Consider the following 17,333-nt stretch of genomic DNA (forward strand, 5'->3'; position numbering starts at 1 on the left):
GAGCAAGTACCCCGTCACTGCCTGTGATAGGTTTACCTGCTTAAATGCCTTTTAAGGCTTCGTTAAAGTCAAAGTTTTGCATGGTGTCATTCCTTGTTTTTTTACATAGTTTAGGGGAATGACACAGAATTTTGAACACTACCAAATAATGACAATAACGTTGCATTTTTTTGTTTTCCCGTTACTAGAATAGATTGATACTCGATGTTTTCAAAACGATTCAAATTATCATTCGTAATACACCAGCTTTATCTTTACAATCCCCCTTTATTTACACTATCAGATAGATTTAAGGTGAGTATTCCATGCTTTTGAGTATAGTTTACATTATTGGTATTACAGCAGAGGCAATGACGGGGGCACTAAGCGCGGGGCGACAGAATATGGATTGGTTTGGGGTTATGCTTATCTCGAGTGTAACAGCGATAGGTGGTGGTAGTGTAAGAGATATCCTACTTGGTAACTACCCTTTAACTTGGGTAGAACATCCTAAATATTTATTAATTGTCTGTGTGGCCGGGCTTATAACGACTTGGTTGGCTAAATGGGTTGTTAAATTTAATGGCATTTTCATACGTTTGGATGCTTTAGGGCTGGCGGCCTTTAGTATCATTGGTTGTCAAGTAGGGCTTAATATGGGACTCCATTACGGTGTTTGTATAGTTGCGGCCATTGCAACAGGCGTCTTTGGCGGATTGCTGCGTGATTTAATATGTCGCCAAACCCCATTGGTTTTACATCATGAGTTATACGCTTCAGTTTCTTTAATCATTGCTTGTTTATATTTGATACTTCAGCATTTTGCTATTAGTAGTAATGTCAGCGTCATTATTAGTTTAGTTACTGGTTACTTAATCCGTATGGTAGCAGTTAGAGCAAAGTGGCGATTACCCGTATTTCGTTTGTTAGAGAATGCGAAATAAAATATTGACCCTACCGTTGTAAGGATGTCTACGAGCGAGCTGTGTTATTTCAGAGAGCCTTCAAGGCTCTCTACTTTTCTACCATCATACTGACTCTTTTTTTGAGTGGTTAACGCCAAAAATATGCTGATCTAGCTAATTTTTAGCATATTTACAAGCTTCATTAAGGCTTAGTAAGTATGGTATACCTCTCATCAAACCGTCAAGCACTTTAAAACTAGTGCTCTGACCTAAAATGACTCTATAATTTTTTATCGTAGTAAGGTGGAAAGTTAGGATAGAATAGAGGTGCCAATAACAGTTAGATTAAAGGAAGCCTTATGTCAGCAACCAAGGAAGAGATAGCTGAGTTCATGAAGTCTGAGTTCCCTCAAGCAAAGTACATGATTGAGGCGGTAAATAGCGATGGCTCAATTTTATCCCATGATATTGGGATAGATGAGTTGAGACCTGGAGGTACTGTGTCGGGACCTGTAATGATGGGAATTGCTGATGTGGCTCTTTATGTGGCTATCTTAGGTAGAATTGGCATAGTACCGTTAGCAGTCACCACAAGTTTAACTATCAACTTTTTACGTAAGCCCACTGCAAAATCACGTATTATTGCTGAGTGCAAACTGCTAAAAGTGGGAAGGAGTCTAGTCGTAGGTGAGGTTTCTTTATACTCAGATGGATCTGACGAATTAGTTGCCCATGTTGTGGGAACCTACTCAGTACCACCAACCGAGAACAAGTCTGAAAATCTGTAAAAGATATCAACTTAAGGCCCTTTGCTTAAATCCTAGGGAGTAGATCAGGCGTCTTTACTGGTCTAGTACCCTAGTGAGGACTTAAATCTTTAGTTACAAGCTAATGATATCAAAGGCTATAATCACAGAAATAGTTTCAGTGTACTTCATGGTATACCAATCATACAGACACTATCATCATCGATCGAGTCTACTATTTAATCTAAGATACCAGTCTTGAGTATCAAGGATATTTGGATCAACCGCGTCAGTTACAAGTTAGAGTCAGAGATTAATTATAATAACCTACTAAACTATAAGAGAGTACCATGAAGACTTTACAACTCGGCTCAATCATTTTATTAGCAGCCTTATCCACGCTAACTGGTTGCCAAAAAACTGATGAGTCATTAGAGACATCACTAGAAACAAAATCCCCTAGTGTCATGAAAAAGTTATTCAGTATTGATGTTGATAAGTCATTTTATATCACTTTTCCCGATCATAAGAATCAAATCCAATTGACAGAGTTTACCAAGTTGAACACTAGTAAAAATGAAAAGCCTTATGTAAAAGGCGTTCTGTCAAACAATGAACATTATGCAGCATGGCTTGACTATACTAATATCACTGCGTTGAATATTTCAAATGATAAGAACATTTTTAAGTTTGTTGCACCTTATACTTTAACGAATACCAATCCTGATACGGATAAAAAATCCAGTCTGGATAGCCCTGATCTACCTAGTAGCGCACTCTATCTAGGTGCTTTTGAGCTAGATTACCGTACCAATGACATCAACCAATACGGGCAACAGCTCTTAGGTAAGTACAGTACACTGACTGCGATAGATTATGATGGAAAAAAGATTGTTGATGTCACTATACGTCAGTATCCAACACAGGGTGACCAAGATAAAGAAATCAACTCAAGTGCTCATAGGCTAACGTTTGATGTAGATGAAGGGTTGAGCTTAGTTGATGACGTTATCGTAGAATAAGCGTTAATGGCTTTAATTATGCGTTAGTCTCGTTTTTACCTGCATTATTAGTGATGAAGCATAAAAAGTTACTGATAAAGCTAGACAGATAAAAGTCAGAGGTAAAAACAGACTTTCTTGAAGTACGCCTTCAGAATCAATGCCGCCGTAAAACATAGTTTCCATTAGTCCAAAAAACGCAGCAACCGCTAACAGTATTGAGCCAACGATAAATAGTTTAGATTTCATAAAAGCTCCTTGAGATGATAAATTGAGGTCATAAGCATGCTTTCTCTCATTGCGGCAGTATCGTTATCTTTCAATGACACAAATAGGATAGTGTCCTGGATTCTGACCACCGCCTAGATCTAAGCAAACATCATTATAGTGACGTTCGTGAGCTTTGATACCTAGCCAGAAAGCAAGAATGGTAGTAACAGCCATGATCACAATCATTTTAATATTTATATAGAGATCCTAAGTAAACAAGTAACCACAACAATATTGAATTGGGTCTATCTTATATGAGTTAGAAATAAAAAGAACTGTAGCTTATTCTTTTCACAAACTATTCATACCATGTGTTTTGTAGGATGATTTAAATTAGGGGCTGTCCTAGATAACTAGTTCAAACCTTGTTTAACCCATTGTTTTAATTGTAGTAATTGCGACTTTGGGTCACTGTGAGCTTTTTGAAAACATCGAGTATCAATCTACTCTAGTAACGGGAAAACAAAAAAATGCAACATTATTGTCACTTTATGTGTAGAAACACTGCTTTTCCCAAGCATAAATCGCAGCTTATGCTTAAGCATCAAACTTTCATAAAAAGTAAAAAGTTACTGAATACACATGGTCACAGGCTTTGAACTCCACTATCTCAGTGTCCTGACTTGAATCCTATCGAAAAAAATAGGTACAAATCAATATTCCACTACAAGAATGGATAATGACTTTCTTAAACTGCTAAATAACATGGGCTGTACTACATTTATTATGATCTGCCTATATAAATAATAACCTTCTAGAGAACTAAAAATTATGATGAGAAAAACGTTACTGCTCAGCATGCTGTTAGTAAGTCTGACTGCGTGCCAGAACACTAATACACAGGGCATTGAGACAACAACAGTTTTACAAAACAACCTACCGACGACAACCGCAACCGATAAACATACTAACAATATAACGGGCGATTACGTCACAGATGGCTATACAAAGCGTAACGAGGGTTACGACTGGTTTGCGATCAGCGTACGTGATGCTGGTCAAGATGCTATTAGTGTGTCTATTCGTTCTCGCATAGACAAAAAGAAACCTACTTGTACATTAGACACCGTACTTCATAAGGCTCATGATGGACGGTATCAGTTTTGGGTAGATAATAATCCCGTTTATTTTCGCTTTAACGACAATAGCTTATCCATTGAAGGTGAAACATCCCGTCTACAAAAAACAGCTTTTTATTGTAGCGGCGGTGCAACGCTTGGTGGCGTATATCAAAAATTAAGCGATACGCTGGATACTCGACAATTGGACAACTCGCAATACGCTACCTCACTCAACTATGGTGATTTTTCTACTCAAGTGACCAGCACCTCTGACGGTAATGGTGGCTATATCTTGCAGATTCAGTCAATGGGCGAAGACATTATCGAGCGACCAATTAGCGATCCTGTTGTTAGTGCTGATGTGGGTGATATGAATGGCGATGGATATCCTGAAATTCTGGTGTTCACCCAAAGCGTGGGTAGTGGCTCATATGGTGACGTGGTTGCTTATTCGAGTAATAAAGGGCTGTCATGGAGTGAAGTCTCTTATCCAGAGCTGACTGATACACTCAAACAAGGTTATATGGGGCACGATGCGTTTGCATTGGTTGAGAATGTATTGGTTAGACGTTTCCCACTCTATTTAGAAGACGATAGCAATGCCAATCCACAAGGTAAAACACGCCAAATTCAGTATGATATGAAGGATGGGGAAGCTTCTCGTCAGTTTGTAGTTGACACGGTTAATGAGTTTTAAACTCCTCTTAAAAGTTTACTGGATAATAGGATAAAGCAAGTGCTATATAAAAACTTTGAAATACAGTTAATTTTAGCATTAACTGTATCCATAACTGCTTGTACAAATACGGATCTTATGCATACTACCGCTATTGATACTGTACTTGAAGAGACGGCGCTGGTAAAAGCTAAACCAATAGCTATCGAAAAATCGAATATAAATTTCGACAGTCATCCAATTGCAAAACGTTATAGAACTGTAATTAGTAAGGAGTATGCGAAACAGGACGTAAATTTTGCAAGCCATTACGTAGTAATAACATGGGGCTGTGGTTCAGGTTGTGTCAGTGGTGCGATGGTGGATAGCCGAAATGGTATGGTCTACCCTTTACCAGAAGATAAAGAATGGGGTGGTAATGGCACATATGTTACATTTGAACAGGAAAGCAATATTCTAACGTCAGTATGGGTAATTCCGACCCCAACAGGCGATACTGAAGAAACGCAAAAATACTGGAGATGGGATGAGCAATCTAAAATATTTGCACATGCTTCTGCATTTCCAACCTATCTTCAGAATAAATAAGAGAGAAAACCTGTGAAAAAAATTACCAAAGTGCAAATGGCAACGATAATCGCCATACTACTTTATATTGTATGGGAAATTTATATAGGCATATGGTCTAGAACACAAATTGGAGCGATAATAAGAGTAGATATATTCATTATTTATCCAATTTTGATCGCTCTAATTGTTATTTCAATTAGACAATACATAAGAAATAAGCGAAGCAATCATATAGTCGATGCACTCTAAAAAGAACATACCTCAGTGGAACCAGTAATTCCGCGCTTTAAGCCTATTAATAGACCACTCAAAATAGACTGCTATAACAGAACCACTTAAAACAGACCGCTTATCTAGCCTTGTATATCAAGGTTAGATAAGCGGTCATTAAGAGTTTGGACAGTGCGCAATTGAGCGAATCACTTTACCATCGCTTAGACGATAAGCCAATAAAGCATTACCCCAGACGCAGCCACCATCAAGCGCGCGCGCGTGGGGCAAGTCTACCTCGCCCCTGAGTGCTGCCCAATGTCCAAATAGTATCTTGCGCTCACGTGGCACCTGCCATGCAAACCAGGGCAAAAACCCATCTGGCATATGATCATCTAGACTTGCTGTAAAACTAAACTCAAGCGTGCCGTCTTGCTTGCAAAGGCGCATACGTGTGAAATAATTGGATATCGCCCGCAGCTTGGTAAAGCCTTCGATATTGTCATGCCAATGATCGGCTGTCTTACTATAAAGTTTAGGTAACAACTTATCGAGTTTCTTTAAACTGCCTCTTAGCGGCGCTTCTAACTGCTGCGCATATTCTGCAGCATCATTGATAGACCAATGCGGCGGTATACCAGCATGCACCAATACTGTGTGCTCATCAGGATAGGCTAAAATCGGCTGATGTCGCAACCAATGTAGCAGCTCATCGCTATCGTCTGCAGCAAAAATCGGCGCCGTCTTGTCTTTTTTCTTGATCTTAGTCGCTCCGCGCCATACAGCAAGTAAGTTTAAGTCATGATTACCAAGCACAGTCGCAGCAGCGCCCTGCTCACATAACGCTTTGACATGACGTAACGTACTTAATGAATCTTCTCCGCGTGCGACTAAGTCCCCAGCAAACCATAATTTATCTTGCTTGGGATCAAAGTCTATGGTCTTAAGAAGCTTTTGATACGCAGCATAACACCCTTGCAAGTCACCGATGACGTATTGGTGGCGAAAACTCATAAACCCTCAATAATTACTTAAATAATCTATTTAAACTCTATAACTATCACTCATCGAAAGCAAACAAAGCTCAAACCTCTACACGCTTGGACTGATTGCTTAAAGCCACAAAATCACTGACGCTGAGTGTCTCTGGACGTGCTTGTGGATCGATACCACAGGCAGCAAAGTCCTCTTCAGTCAATGTTGGCAATAGGGTTGAGTTTTTGAAGATGGCACGCAAGGTTTTACGGCGATGATTAAAGGTCTCTCGTACCACAATAGCAAAATACTCTTCATCCTCTGCCACCACTGGCTTATCGATATGCGGCGTGAGACGAAATACAGCGCTGGTGACTTTTGGCGGTGGATTAAACGCACCCCGTGGCACGGTTAACAGATAGTCCGTATCGCAATAATATTGCATGATCACCGACAGACGACCATAAATCTTGCTACCGACATCAGCGGTAATACGCTCAACGACTTCCTTTTGGAGCATAAAGTGCATGTCTTGAATGACATCAGCGTAACTGAGCAAATGGAACAATATTGGCGTTGAGATGTTGTAAGGCAGATTCCCCACTACACGCAGTTTACCGCGCTCAGGACTATAGAACTCACGATAGTCCACATTCATGGCGTTTTCTTTGACAATCGTAAAGTTAGGATGACTATTAGCACCAATACGAATACGTAGACTGTCTGCCAAGTCCCGATCCAGCTCGACGACTGTCATGGCATCAACTTCTGCCAATAACGGCTCGGTTAATGCCCCCATACCTGGGCCAATCTCTAGCAAATTGTCGTCACGGCTTAAGTGAATGCTATCGACAATCTGGCGGATAATACTGCTGTCATGCAAAAAGTTTTGACCAAAGCGTTTACGCGGTTGGTGTTTGGCAGATCGCAAGCTGGCAGCTAATGTCTTAGCGTCAAACGAGTTTGTGGACATAAAGGATTCTTAATGATTAAAAAATAAAAAACTGTGAATAAATTCAACGTCATAAGAACATTGGATTTAAAGCTTTGTAAGCAGTGTGAAATTATAACACAGCTGACAATCAGACTGTATTTTGGCGTCATATTCAATGCGGTATTTATCACTTACGTTAATGCTTTATCTGCCATCTCATTCGCCATCACTAGCGCTTGATACAAGCTTGTGGCACTCGCACCGCCCTTGCCAGCCAAATCAAGCGCCGTTCCATGATCGACTGACGTACGAATATAGGGCAATCCCAAAGTTAAATTGACCGTATCACCAAAGCCGTGTGACTTGAGCACTGGCAAGCCTTGATCGTGATACATTGCAATCACCGCATCACAGCTCTCCAGATGCCGAGAAGTAAACAAGGTATCAGCAGGCATCGCTTCTGATATGTCTACGCCAGCTGCGATAAACTCTTGCAATACTGGATTGATAATCTCGATCTCCTCCATGCCTAGATGTCCACCCTCACCAGCATGCGGATTGAGACCGCAGACCAAGATACGCGGCGCATCTATACCAAACTTTGAACGCATTTCATCAACAACGATTTGCACAGTTTGACGGACACTGTCTTGCGTGATGGCAGCAGGCACATCTTTTAGAGCCAAATGGGTAGTCACAAGCGCAACTTTCATGGCTTGATTGGCAAGCATCATCACCACTTTATCGCAGCCACTTTGCTGCATAAAAAACTCGGTATGACCACTAAACATGATGCCATCCAATAATTTAATATTGGCATCGATCAGCGCAGATTTCTGTAGAGGGCCTGTGACAATAGCTTCTACGATGTTGTTTGCTGCCAGTTGGTGAGCAACCTCCAATTGCCGCGCCACCATGATGGCATTATTAATATCGATCCGACCAGCGACCACAGGTGCACCGCAATTGACTTCAAGCAAAGTGAAAGCGTTATTATGACTCTCCTGACTATGATTCTCGCTACTGTTGCCGCCAGTGCCTTCACTTTTATCATCCAGATACAGCGATGACATCTGCTGCGCAAACTCTGCAATATCTATAGGTGCGGCGACAGTTTGCCAAGTTGGAGACTCAGTTAACACGCCAGCAGCGATGAGTTCATCAGCGCGCGCTTGCATGGCCTCATTCTCAGCGAGCACCCAAATAGGCCTAGCAAAACCTTGCAGCTTACCCTCAGCCGCCAACAGTAATACTACGTCCATACCAATACCAGCTGGCTCGCCTGTGGTAATTAACAACGGTTGTTTTGTCATTATAAAATCATCCTTACTTTATCTTAACTATCAAATATTATTATATTCTCATTAAGTCTAACGCTGTTTAATGTCACGATTTTTACTGCTCAGACTTGAACCCTTATCTCTACATACACAGATACTCACTGATACATCACTGACTAACGCGGTACTGATAGAGCAAGAAAAAATCCTATAATGTGTTAAACTTTCGCTTTTGATTGTAGCACCATTTGTTACACTGCTCTGACGCGTTTTAGTACCACTAATGTAGTGATAGCACTCACTGCTTACGATAATGACAGTTCTTGTTCTCTCTTTATTACCATTTTTTGCATACCTTATTACCGACTTTTAGATAAATTAGGCACTCATGGCAGACTCTAGCAAAAACGACGACTTACTCAATCAGCAGCCGCCACACAATATCGATATTGAAAAGGCGCTACTGGCTTCTTTGATGAGTATCGAAGAAGCCTATGACAAGATTGCCGATATCGTTACCAAAGATGACTTCTATGCAGGACGCCATCAGCATATTTTTGATGCCATCGCTCATCTAGCAGCGGTCAATGAACCCTACGATACCGTGATGGTACATGATTGGCTAGAAGCACAGAAACTGCTCAAATCTGCAGGTGGTGACAGTTATTTGGCTGATATTTTGAGTCAAAGCCCTGCGACATTATTTAACCTGACCGCCTATGCTCAACGTGTACGAGAGTTGTCGACACTGCGCCAATTGATTACCACTGGCAATGATATGTTAAGCCTTGCCTACAACCCCAAAGATCAAACCGTTAGTGATATTTTGGACAATGTTGAGGCCAAAATATTTAGTATTAATGAGCAGCACAATAAACGCGCAGAACAACGCGGCCCCGTTGGCATCACCTCAGTACTAACCAATGTCATTGATAAAATTCAAGAGCTAAAATCCAATCCTGACGGCATGATTGGATTGCAGACGCCATTTGCTGAGCTAAATAACAAAACCCAAGGGCTGCAAGCTGGTGACTTAATCATTGTTGCGGCGCGTCCTTCTATGGGTAAAACCACCTTTGCGATGAACTTGGCAGAAGGCGTCTTATTCAATGAAGATCTGCCTGTGGTGGTGTTTTCTATGGAGATGCCAGCGGAATCTATCGTCATGCGTTTGCTGTCATCTTGGGGTGCTATCAATCAGACCCATCTGCGTTCAGGACAAATGAACGAAGACGAATGGGCAAAAATGATGAATGCTATTCAACATTTGCAGTCTAAGCATTTATATATCGATGACAGTACCGCATTGCCACCATCAGAGCTGCGCTCACGCTGTCGCCGTATCGCCAAAAACCATGATGGTAAGCTTGGCGCCATCATCGTCGACTATCTACAGTTGATGAAAGTCCCTAGTCTTGATGGCAACCGCGTTGGCGAAATCTCCGAGATTTCTCGAAGTCTAAAAGCCTTAGCACGTGAGCTTGAATGCCCTGTTATCGCCTTATCGCAGCTGAACCGTAGTCTAGAAAACCGACCCAACAAACGTCCTATCATGTCAGATTTACGTGAGTCTGGTGCCATCGAGCAGGATGCGGATTTGATTATGTTTATTTATCGCGATGAGGTTTATAATGAAAACTCAGATCACAAAGGCGTGGCTGAAATCATTATCGGCAAGCAGCGTAATGGCCCTATCGGTACCATACGTTTGGGTTTTGAAGGTCAGTTTACCCGCTTTATCAACCTGACACCTGAGTACTATCAAGGTGTTACTTTTGATGATGAATAACGCTTAGCCATGAATGATCTGTACCTGTAATATCCAAAACCTAACCACAAGTTATTTTACACCATAAAATGACTATTAATATCTATAGCCCTGCTCAACTGTCGGCCTAAAATACTAATAAAGATCTTAATTATGCGTACTGCTACCGTAACCATTAATCCTCAAGCCCTTACTCACAACTTATTTCAAGTAAAGAAGCGCGCGCCCAATTCCAAAGTATTGGCTATGGTAAAAGCCAATGCTTATGGTCATGGCGTGGCTGCCGTGTTGCCAGCATTGCAGCAAGCAGATGGGATTGGTGTTGCCACATTTACTGAGGCATTAGAGGCTCGGCAATTAGGCTGGGACAAAACGATTGGTTTGGTTGAAGGCGTGTTTAGCGCCGACGAGTGGCAGCAAGCCATTGATAACGCTTGCAGCTGCGTGATTCACCACTCACCGCAGTTAGACTGGGCACTGGCCAATATACCAGCAGCCAAAAGCCCAACACGGCAGGTCTGGATAAAATATAATACTGGCATGAATCGTTTAGGTTTCAACGAAAAAACGGTTGTAGAAGCAGCGCAGCGTTTACATGATGCTGGTTACCAACTTATTCTCACGACGCACTTTGCCAATGCTGATAGTCGCGAGCATCCGCTCAACAGCATGCAAATACAGCGCTTTTCTGACATGCTAAGCCACTTACAAGCGCATGTCAGTGCAGATATCAAGGGCTCGTTGTGCAACTCTGCAGGGATCGTAAACTTCTCAGATAATCATTATGACTGGGTACGTCCAGGTATTATGCTCTATGGCAGCTCACCAGTCATTGATCAATCGGCTGAGGATTTAGACCTACAGCCTGCGATGGAGTTCAGTGCGCAGATCATGGCGGTACATACAGTCAGTGCTGGCGAGGCGATTGGTTATGGCAGTCGCTGGACTGCTCAGCAAGATACTAGAACCGCTCTCGTCAGTATTGGTTACGGTGACGGCTATCCGCGTGTCATCAGTGATGATGCTTATGTCATGATGATTGATGCTGTTAGCAACACCAGCTATCCCTGTCCTATCCGAGGACGAGTGGCCATGGATATGATTGTCATTGATTTGAGTGCGGCTCAAGTAGATATTGCGCTTGATAGCAAAGTCGTGCTTTGGGGGGCGAAGCCGCATGTCGATGAGGTCGCTAATCATGCAGGCACGATTGGTTATGAGCTACTATGTAGGCTCAGTGCGCGTCCCCTCCGCAAACTGGTGTAAATTTACCACTGGGTTATTTTAGAAGAATTTTTAGAAAAATTTGGCGTTTACATTGAAACTAATTACGCTATACTAAAAGTTTGTTGTCGCCATGGCTTGGGTAGTTTCCTATTGCCACTGACGGCTGATAACGTTTCATTGACTGTGATCGACTGCTAGGATTGCTATGAGTTTGCGCCACTTTTTAACCTTATCTGATTTAACCAAACAAGAATTACAAAACCTCATTATACGTGCAAGCGAACTGCGTAAAATGCAACACGCTGGCGAGATCTATCAGCCCTTTGTTGGCCGTACGCTTGGTATGATTTTTGAAAAGTCATCAACCCGCACTCGCATCTCTTTTGAGACTGGTATGGGACAGTTTGGTGGCAATGCGATATTTTTATCACCAAATGATACCCAACTCGGTCGCGGTGAGCCTTTAGAAGATTCAGCTCGCGTCATCTCTAGCATGGTCGATATCATCATGATTCGCACCTTTGGACACGAAAAGGTTGAGACTTTTGCTGAATACTCAAGTGTGCCCATCATCAATGCCTTGACCGACGACTTTCATCCTTGCCAGCTATTGGCCGATATGCAAACCTATTACGAGCATCGTGGCAGTATCGAAAATAAAATCGTCACTTGGGTCGGTGATGGCAACAATATGTGCGCCTCCTTTATGCAAGCAGCGAATCAATTCGGTTTTGAGCTACGCGTTGCAGCGCCTTATGGCTTTGAGCCTGATGCAAAGTTAATGGAACGCTTTTCACATTGCGTTAGCCTCGTCGAAAACGTACAAGATGCGGCAAAAGACGCCAACCTCATTGTCACTGACGTCTGGGCAAGTATGGGCCAAGAGTCCGAGCAAAATACCCGTGCGCGTCGCTTTGCCCCTTATCAAGTTACACCGTCTTTATTAGACAAGGCCGATCCAGATGTGGTCTTTATGCACTGCTTGCCTGCGCATCGCGGTGAGGAGATTTCTCACGACATGCTTGATGATCCGCGCTCTGTCGTCTGGGATGAGGCAGAAAACCGCTTGCATGCACAAAAGGCATTGATGGAATTCTTGCTAAAAGATAAGATCAAACTATCAGATCGATAACCGTTTAGCTTGAGCTAAAACAATCTTAAGATAGTAGCAAAAAGGCAGATTACTTATGTAGTCTGCCTTTATATATGCTCGAGATTTAAGACTATATCAAACCCAAAAACTGCGGATGGTTTAATAATTATTACTTTAACGTGTTATCGTTTCAACCCCATTATTACCCGCTTTTAACAGTACATCTGCTTGATTTGCAGCAAAAATACCGTTACACACCACGCCAACGATATTATTTAGCTCTTTTTCTAGAGCTATTGGATTACTCACATCCAAATCGTACACATCTAAGATGACGTTACCATAATCGGTGACAAACCCTTCACGGTATACTGGCTCTGCGCCCATTTCAGCCAACTGCCTTGCAACATATGAGCGCGCTTGCGGTAGCACCTCGATGGGCACTGGAAAATTTCGGCCCAATATATCTACACGTTTGCTTTCATCGACCATACAAATAAACTTCTTGGAAGCGGCAGCAACGATCTTTTCACGTGTGAGCGCGCCGCCACCCCCTTTGATCAATTGTAGGTGCTCATTGACTTCATCCGCGCCATCGATATATATGTCTAATGTTCCGGCAAAGTTCAGATCCACCACTTCAATTCCAAGGGCTTTTAGCCTATCTTCGGTCACTTGCGAACTAGCCACAGCGCCTGCAAGCCTAATTGTGGGTAACAACTCAATCAAACAGTTCACGGTGCTGCCCGTCCCTACTCCTAATATCATTCCATCTTCGATATACTCTAGAGCCGCTTTGGCAGCAGATTTCTTTTGTGTTTGCTGATCACTCATTATAAATCCTTGGCAACGTGAAAAATATCAAAATGCGCGGCCATTATACCCGATGACCACAAAAGATGTCAGCGCAGGAGTGATTGTAATTTAACTTGTGTCAGTTGATGAATTTTGATATGGATTTGCCAGTCATTCATACTTTGTCATAAAAACAACCATGAAAACTGCAATTGAGTCTTGCAAGATGACAAAAATCAGCATAGGCTAATCTATTTCATTTTTATCTCCATTTATTGCCTATTTAGGAATCATTATGCTATCACATTGGGTACGAGCCATCTTACAAGCCACTGTCTATGACGTCGCCATTCAGACTCCACTTGAAGCTGCACCCAAGCTCACTCAACGTTTTGCTAATGATATTCGTCTAAAACGCGAAGACCTACAGCCCGTCAAGTCCTTTAAACTGCGCGGTGCATACAACCGTATCAGTCAATTGAGTGATGAGCAAAAAGCACGCGGCGTTATCTGCGCATCGGCAGGCAACCATGCTCAAGGTGTTGCCTACTCTGCCCGTAGGTTAGATCTGAATAATATTATCGTCATGCCCACCACCACACCAGACATCAAAGTTGATGCTGTCAGAGCACTGGGTGGCAATGTGGACTTGCATGGTGACAGCTTTGATGAAGCCAATCGTTATGCCATTGACCGTGCTGAGCGTGAAGGTCTGACTTTCATACCACCTTACGATGATGAGCTGGTCATTGCTGGGCAAGGAACTATTGGTCTTGAGCTGACTCAGCAATGGCGCAATATGGATTATGTCTTTGTCGCGGTCGGCGGTGGCGGCCTGATATCAGGTGTTGCGGCATTCTTAGGGGAAGTGGCACCACACGTCAAGGTCATCGCGGTAGAAGCAGCACAATCAGCTTGCCTAAAAGCGGCGCTAGAAACTGGTGAGCGCGTCAAACTTGAACAAGTCGGACTGTTCGTCGATGGCGTCGCCGTTGCCCAAATCGGCGAGTTGCCGTTTGATGTTATTCGTACCCAAAAGAGCGATGGTTCGGGCACTATTGTTGAGCCTGAAGTCGTGACCTGTACTAATGACGAAGTCTGCGCCGCTATAAAAGATGTCTTTGAAGAGAACCGTAGCATTGTTGAGCCTGCTGGCGCACTATCAATCGCGGGTATGAAAAAGTATATTAATGCCAATAATCTCCAAGGTAAAAACTGCGTCGGCATCGTTTGCGGTGCTAATATGAACTTTGACCGTCTGCGCTATATCACGGAACGTACCGAGATTGGCGAAAAGAAAGAAGCCATCTTTGCAGTCACTATCCCTGAGCAAACTGGCGCATTTTTAGACTTTTGCCGCAGCTTACAAGGCCGTAACATCACCGAATTTAACTATCGTGCTGACAATCAGCTGTCACCTGACTCGATGGAGCCTGCTTCAATATTTGTGGGTATCGCTCTCAAAGAAGGCGATAAAGAGCGTCAGACTATCAGTAATCAAATGGCAAATGACGGCTATACGGCATACGATTTGACCGATGATGATATTGCAAAATCGCATATTCGTCATTTGATTGGGGGTCATGCGCATGTTGAAAATGAACAATTATTAAAAATTGTCTTTCCAGAAAGACCTGGAGCGCTGCTGACTTTCCTAGAAAAGCTTGGTAATGATTTTAATATTACTTTATTCCACTACCGTAATCATGGCGCCGCTGAAGGTCGTGTACTGGTAGGCTTACAAGCCTCAGAAAGTAACTCACGCCAATTACAAGACGCTCTACTCGATATCGGCTATGACTGTACGATGCTCAATGACAATATTGGTTATCAGTTGTTTTTGAAATAAAAAATAAAGACGTAAACATTCAGGCGTGTCATTTCATTTACAACTAAGCTATATTAGGGTCTATGAAACACGCCTAAATGCTAAGTTAGTTACTAATGTTAGCGATTGATATCATAATCTATCAACGAGGTTTTGATGAGTAAAAATAACGATACGCCTAGTACACCAACTAAAATCCGTCTTGATAAATGGTTATGGGCGGCGCGTTTTTATCGCACGCGTACCCTTGCCAAGCAAGCCATTGAAAGCGGACGTGTACATTATGCTGGCAGCCGTGTAAAGACCAGTAAAGAGATTGCTGTCGGTGACGAGTTGACCATTCGACAAGGGTCGGCAACCGCAATGACGGAAAAAACCGTCATCGTTGAAGCGCTATCGGCACAGCGTGGCAATGCGACTGCTGCGCAAGTCTTGTATTCAGAAACCCAAGAGAGCGAAGAGCGCCGCGCTTATTATGCTGAACAGCGCAAGCTTGCTAATCTTGCACGCCCTGATAATAAGCCCAACAAAAAACAACGTCGCGACCTGCAGCGCTTTAAGCATCAGCAAGACTAAAAAACACTAAAATAGTTTAACATTTCAGCGCAGAATTCCCCTACTTCTAAAGTAGTGGGATGAATGCGTTATTGATAACTACCCTTACTCCCTATGGTATTATAATTAATAATTATAACGCCAATTAACAACAAGCTCCTTATGACCAAGCAAATTCTAAAAGCCCATAAAGTCAGGCTGTACCCTAATGAAGAACAGCAAATATTCTTTGCCAAATCATTCGGCTGTACACGCTTTATCTGGAATAGGATGCTTAGTGACAAAATTGAGCATTATAAAAACACCAAGACCGAGCTTAAAAACACTCCAGCTCAATATAAGAAAGAGTTTGAGTGGCTCAAAGAAGTCGATAGCTTGGCACTGGCTAACGTCCAGCAAAATCTTAGAGCCGCTTATAGTAAATTCTTCAAAGGTTTTGGCTTCCCAAAATTCAAAAAAAAGGACACCGCGACAGCTACACCACCAACAACCAAAAAGGCACAGTAGCGGTCACAAACAACACCGTCAAACTGCCTAAAATTGGTCATATTAAAGCCAAATTCCCAAGTATTATTAATGGCTTAATCAAGTCAGCGACCATCAGTAAAGAGCCTACAGGTAAGTATTTTGTCAGTTTACTGGTTGAGACTATTGTAGAGCCATTACCAAAAACCTACTCAAACATCGGCATTGACTTAGGCTTAACCGACTTTATCGTCTTATCAGACGGCACAAAAGTGGCTAATCCTAAGTTTCTAGCAAAGCTACAAGCTCAGCTTACGCGAGAACAAAAAATTTTAGCCAAACGACGAGAGGTTGCTAAAGCCGCCAATCGCAAATTATCAGACAGTCGCAACTATCAAAAGCAAAGAATTAAAGTCGCCAAAGTCTACGAGCGTATCACGAATTGCCGAAAAGACTTTCTGCATAAGCTCTCATTCAATCTCATCAAAAACCACGATGTGATTGCTGTTGAGGATTTGAACGTCAAAGGCATGGTTAAGAATAAAAAGTTAGCTAAAGCCATAGCAGACAGCTCATGGTCAGCCTTTACTACCATGCTGGCTTATAAAGCGGACTGGTACGGCAAAACGCTGGTGAAAATAGACAGATGGTATCCATCTTCTAAAACCTGCTCAGGGTGCGCTCATGTGCTGACTAAAGCTGAGCTACCATTACAGGTGAAGACATGGAATTGCCCAAGTTGCTTGCAGGACAATGATAGAGACATCAACGCCAGTATCAATATCCTAAACGAAGGATTGAAGCTGGCAACACTCAAAACCGTCGGTACGACGGGGTTAGCTTAGTCAATTTGCCTAACCGCTGATACAAAACATTGTATCAAGTAGGGGTATTACCTAAGAAATCCCTACCTCTTTAGGTAGTGGGTAGTTCATAGACTGCATTCCTTGCATGATCTTTGTTGCCTAGAGCATGCCCTTGTTATTTACGACATT

Annotated in this window: 18 protein-coding genes; 12 read left to right on the forward strand and 6 right to left on the reverse strand. The window is 42.5% G+C overall.

Translation table 11 applies throughout. From position 1 onward, the window contains the following. Nucleotides 1-305: 305 nt before the first annotated feature. The 3 genes from JMY01_RS06915 (at nucleotide 306) to JMY01_RS06925 (ending at nucleotide 2,652) form a co-directional block, all read left to right on the forward strand. Nucleotides 306-923, forward strand: coding sequence for a trimeric intracellular cation channel family protein (locus tag JMY01_RS06915; protein ID WP_201574877.1), 618 nt, complete (start codon nucleotides 306-308; stop codon nucleotides 921-923). A 320-nt stretch (nucleotides 924-1,243) separates the two neighbouring features. Then, on the forward strand, nucleotides 1,244-1,672 hold the full coding sequence (locus JMY01_RS06920; RefSeq protein WP_201574878.1) for a PaaI family thioesterase: 429 nt from the start codon (nucleotides 1,244-1,246) through the stop codon (nucleotides 1,670-1,672). 308 nt (nucleotides 1,673-1,980) lie between these two features. Then, nucleotides 1,981-2,652, forward strand: coding sequence for a hypothetical protein (locus tag JMY01_RS06925; RefSeq protein WP_201574879.1), 672 nt, complete (start codon nucleotides 1,981-1,983; stop codon nucleotides 2,650-2,652). 12 nt (nucleotides 2,653-2,664) lie between these two features. Here the strand turns inward: JMY01_RS06925 and JMY01_RS06930 are convergent, their stop codons facing one another. Then, nucleotides 2,665-2,880, reverse strand: a complete 216-nt coding sequence (locus tag JMY01_RS06930; RefSeq protein WP_201574880.1) for a DUF3955 domain-containing protein — start codon at nucleotides 2,878-2,880, stop codon at nucleotides 2,665-2,667. A 63-nt stretch (nucleotides 2,881-2,943) separates the two neighbouring features. Continuing rightward, complete coding sequence (locus JMY01_RS14285) at nucleotides 2,944-3,075, reverse strand: hypothetical protein (RefSeq protein WP_265089853.1); 132 nt, start codon at nucleotides 3,073-3,075, stop codon at nucleotides 2,944-2,946. Between the two features lie 597 nt (nucleotides 3,076-3,672). Here JMY01_RS14285 and JMY01_RS06935 point away from each other — a divergent pair. Together JMY01_RS06935 and JMY01_RS06940 are read left to right on the forward strand one after the other, a co-directional pair. Next, nucleotides 3,673-4,659 (forward strand): hypothetical protein, encoded by a 987-nt coding sequence (locus tag JMY01_RS06935; protein ID WP_201574881.1) that lies wholly within the window; start codon nucleotides 3,673-3,675, stop codon nucleotides 4,657-4,659. Nucleotides 4,660-4,698: 39 nt separating this feature from the next. After that, a complete protein-coding gene (locus JMY01_RS06940; protein ID WP_201574882.1) occupies nucleotides 4,699-5,226 on the forward strand; it encodes a hypothetical protein in 528 nt (175 codons plus the stop codon). Between the two features lie 369 nt (nucleotides 5,227-5,595). On the opposite strand, the gene JMY01_RS06945 is transcribed toward JMY01_RS06940, so the two are convergent. The 3 genes from JMY01_RS06945 to pdxA form a co-directional block, all read right to left on the reverse strand. Beyond that, a complete protein-coding gene (locus JMY01_RS06945) occupies nucleotides 5,596-6,432 on the reverse strand; it encodes a symmetrical bis(5'-nucleosyl)-tetraphosphatase (RefSeq protein WP_201574883.1) in 837 nt (278 codons plus the stop codon). 70 nt (nucleotides 6,433-6,502) lie between these two features. After that, entirely contained in the window at nucleotides 6,503-7,366 is an 864-nt protein-coding gene (rsmA, locus tag JMY01_RS06950; RefSeq protein ID WP_201574884.1) for a 16S rRNA (adenine(1518)-N(6)/adenine(1519)-N(6))-dimethyltransferase RsmA, read from the reverse strand. 152 nt (nucleotides 7,367-7,518) lie between these two features. Next, nucleotides 7,519-8,640 (reverse strand): 4-hydroxythreonine-4-phosphate dehydrogenase PdxA, encoded by a 1,122-nt coding sequence (gene pdxA, locus JMY01_RS06955; RefSeq protein WP_201574885.1) that lies wholly within the window; start codon nucleotides 8,638-8,640, stop codon nucleotides 7,519-7,521. 355 nt (nucleotides 8,641-8,995) lie between these two features. Between pdxA and dnaB the strand changes: the two genes are divergently transcribed. From dnaB to argF, 3 genes are all read left to right on the forward strand, one after another. Beyond that, a complete protein-coding gene (gene dnaB / locus JMY01_RS06960) occupies nucleotides 8,996-10,396 on the forward strand; it encodes a replicative DNA helicase (protein WP_201574886.1) in 1,401 nt (466 codons plus the stop codon). A gap of 132 nt (nucleotides 10,397-10,528) precedes the next feature. Further along, a complete protein-coding gene (alr, locus tag JMY01_RS06965; protein WP_201574887.1) occupies nucleotides 10,529-11,641 on the forward strand; it encodes an alanine racemase in 1,113 nt (370 codons plus the stop codon). Nucleotides 11,642-11,807: 166 nt separating this feature from the next. Next, complete coding sequence (gene argF, locus JMY01_RS06970; RefSeq protein ID WP_201574888.1) at nucleotides 11,808-12,734, forward strand: ornithine carbamoyltransferase; 927 nt, start codon at nucleotides 11,808-11,810, stop codon at nucleotides 12,732-12,734. A gap of 135 nt (nucleotides 12,735-12,869) precedes the next feature. Here the strand turns inward: argF and rpiA are convergent, their stop codons facing one another. Then, entirely contained in the window at nucleotides 12,870-13,529 is a 660-nt protein-coding gene (rpiA, locus tag JMY01_RS06975; protein WP_201574889.1) for a ribose-5-phosphate isomerase RpiA, read from the reverse strand. Between the two features lie 256 nt (nucleotides 13,530-13,785). Between rpiA and ilvA the strand changes: the two genes are divergently transcribed. From ilvA to JMY01_RS06990, 4 genes are all read left to right on the forward strand, one after another. Next, complete coding sequence (gene ilvA, locus JMY01_RS06980) at nucleotides 13,786-15,339, forward strand: threonine ammonia-lyase, biosynthetic (RefSeq protein WP_201574890.1); 1,554 nt, start codon at nucleotides 13,786-13,788, stop codon at nucleotides 15,337-15,339. Between the two features lie 135 nt (nucleotides 15,340-15,474). Beyond that, nucleotides 15,475-15,894: an RNA-binding S4 domain-containing protein gene (locus JMY01_RS06985; protein ID WP_201574891.1), complete on the forward strand. Its 420-nt coding sequence runs from the start codon at nucleotides 15,475-15,477 to the stop codon at nucleotides 15,892-15,894. 141 nt (nucleotides 15,895-16,035) lie between these two features. Then, nucleotides 16,036-16,380, forward strand: a complete 345-nt coding sequence (locus JMY01_RS14290) for a helix-turn-helix domain-containing protein (protein ID WP_265089854.1) — start codon at nucleotides 16,036-16,038, stop codon at nucleotides 16,378-16,380. Continuing rightward, nucleotides 16,323-17,183, forward strand: coding sequence for a transposase (locus JMY01_RS06990; RefSeq protein WP_265089887.1), 861 nt, complete (start codon nucleotides 16,323-16,325; stop codon nucleotides 17,181-17,183). Before JMY01_RS14290 ends, JMY01_RS06990 begins: the two co-directional genes overlap by 58 nt. The last annotated feature ends 150 nt before the right edge of the window (nucleotides 17,184-17,333 follow it).

It is taken from the genome of Psychrobacter sp. H8-1, from assembly GCF_904846575.1.
Taxonomy (GTDB): domain Bacteria; phylum Pseudomonadota; class Gammaproteobacteria; order Pseudomonadales; family Moraxellaceae; genus Psychrobacter; species Psychrobacter fulvigenes.

Bases quoted from the DNA above. Each gene is read 5' to 3' on its own strand.
- pdxA (WP_201574885.1), bottom strand. From the start codon at position 8,640: ATGACAAAACAACCGTTGTTAATTACCACAGGCGAGCCAGCTGGTATT.
- JMY01_RS06930 (WP_201574880.1), bottom strand. From the start codon at position 2,880: ATGAAATCTAAACTATTTATCGTTGGCTCAATACTGTTAGCGGTTGCT.
- JMY01_RS06935 (WP_201574881.1), top strand. From the start codon at position 3,673: ATGATGAGAAAAACGTTACTGCTCAGCATGCTGTTAGTAAGTCTGACT.
- JMY01_RS06915 (WP_201574877.1), top strand. From the start codon at position 306: ATGCTTTTGAGTATAGTTTACATTATTGGTATTACAGCAGAGGCAATG.
- JMY01_RS06920 (WP_201574878.1), top strand. From the start codon at position 1,244: ATGTCAGCAACCAAGGAAGAGATAGCTGAGTTCATGAAGTCTGAGTTC.
- rsmA (WP_201574884.1), bottom strand. From the start codon at position 7,366: ATGTCCACAAACTCGTTTGACGCTAAGACATTAGCTGCCAGCTTGCGA.
- JMY01_RS06985 (WP_201574891.1), top strand. From the start codon at position 15,475: ATGAGTAAAAATAACGATACGCCTAGTACACCAACTAAAATCCGTCTT.
- JMY01_RS06925 (WP_201574879.1), top strand. From the start codon at position 1,981: ATGAAGACTTTACAACTCGGCTCAATCATTTTATTAGCAGCCTTATCC.
- JMY01_RS14285 (WP_265089853.1), bottom strand. From the start codon at position 3,075: ATGGCTGTTACTACCATTCTTGCTTTCTGGCTAGGTATCAAAGCTCAC.
- ilvA (WP_201574890.1), top strand. From the start codon at position 13,786: ATGCTATCACATTGGGTACGAGCCATCTTACAAGCCACTGTCTATGAC.
- dnaB (WP_201574886.1), top strand. From the start codon at position 8,996: ATGGCAGACTCTAGCAAAAACGACGACTTACTCAATCAGCAGCCGCCA.
- rpiA (WP_201574889.1), bottom strand. From the start codon at position 13,529: ATGAGTGATCAGCAAACACAAAAGAAATCTGCTGCCAAAGCGGCTCTA.
- alr (WP_201574887.1), top strand. From the start codon at position 10,529: ATGCGTACTGCTACCGTAACCATTAATCCTCAAGCCCTTACTCACAAC.
- argF (WP_201574888.1), top strand. From the start codon at position 11,808: ATGAGTTTGCGCCACTTTTTAACCTTATCTGATTTAACCAAACAAGAA.
- JMY01_RS06945 (WP_201574883.1), bottom strand. From the start codon at position 6,432: ATGAGTTTTCGCCACCAATACGTCATCGGTGACTTGCAAGGGTGTTAT.
- JMY01_RS14290 (WP_265089854.1), top strand. From the start codon at position 16,036: ATGACCAAGCAAATTCTAAAAGCCCATAAAGTCAGGCTGTACCCTAAT.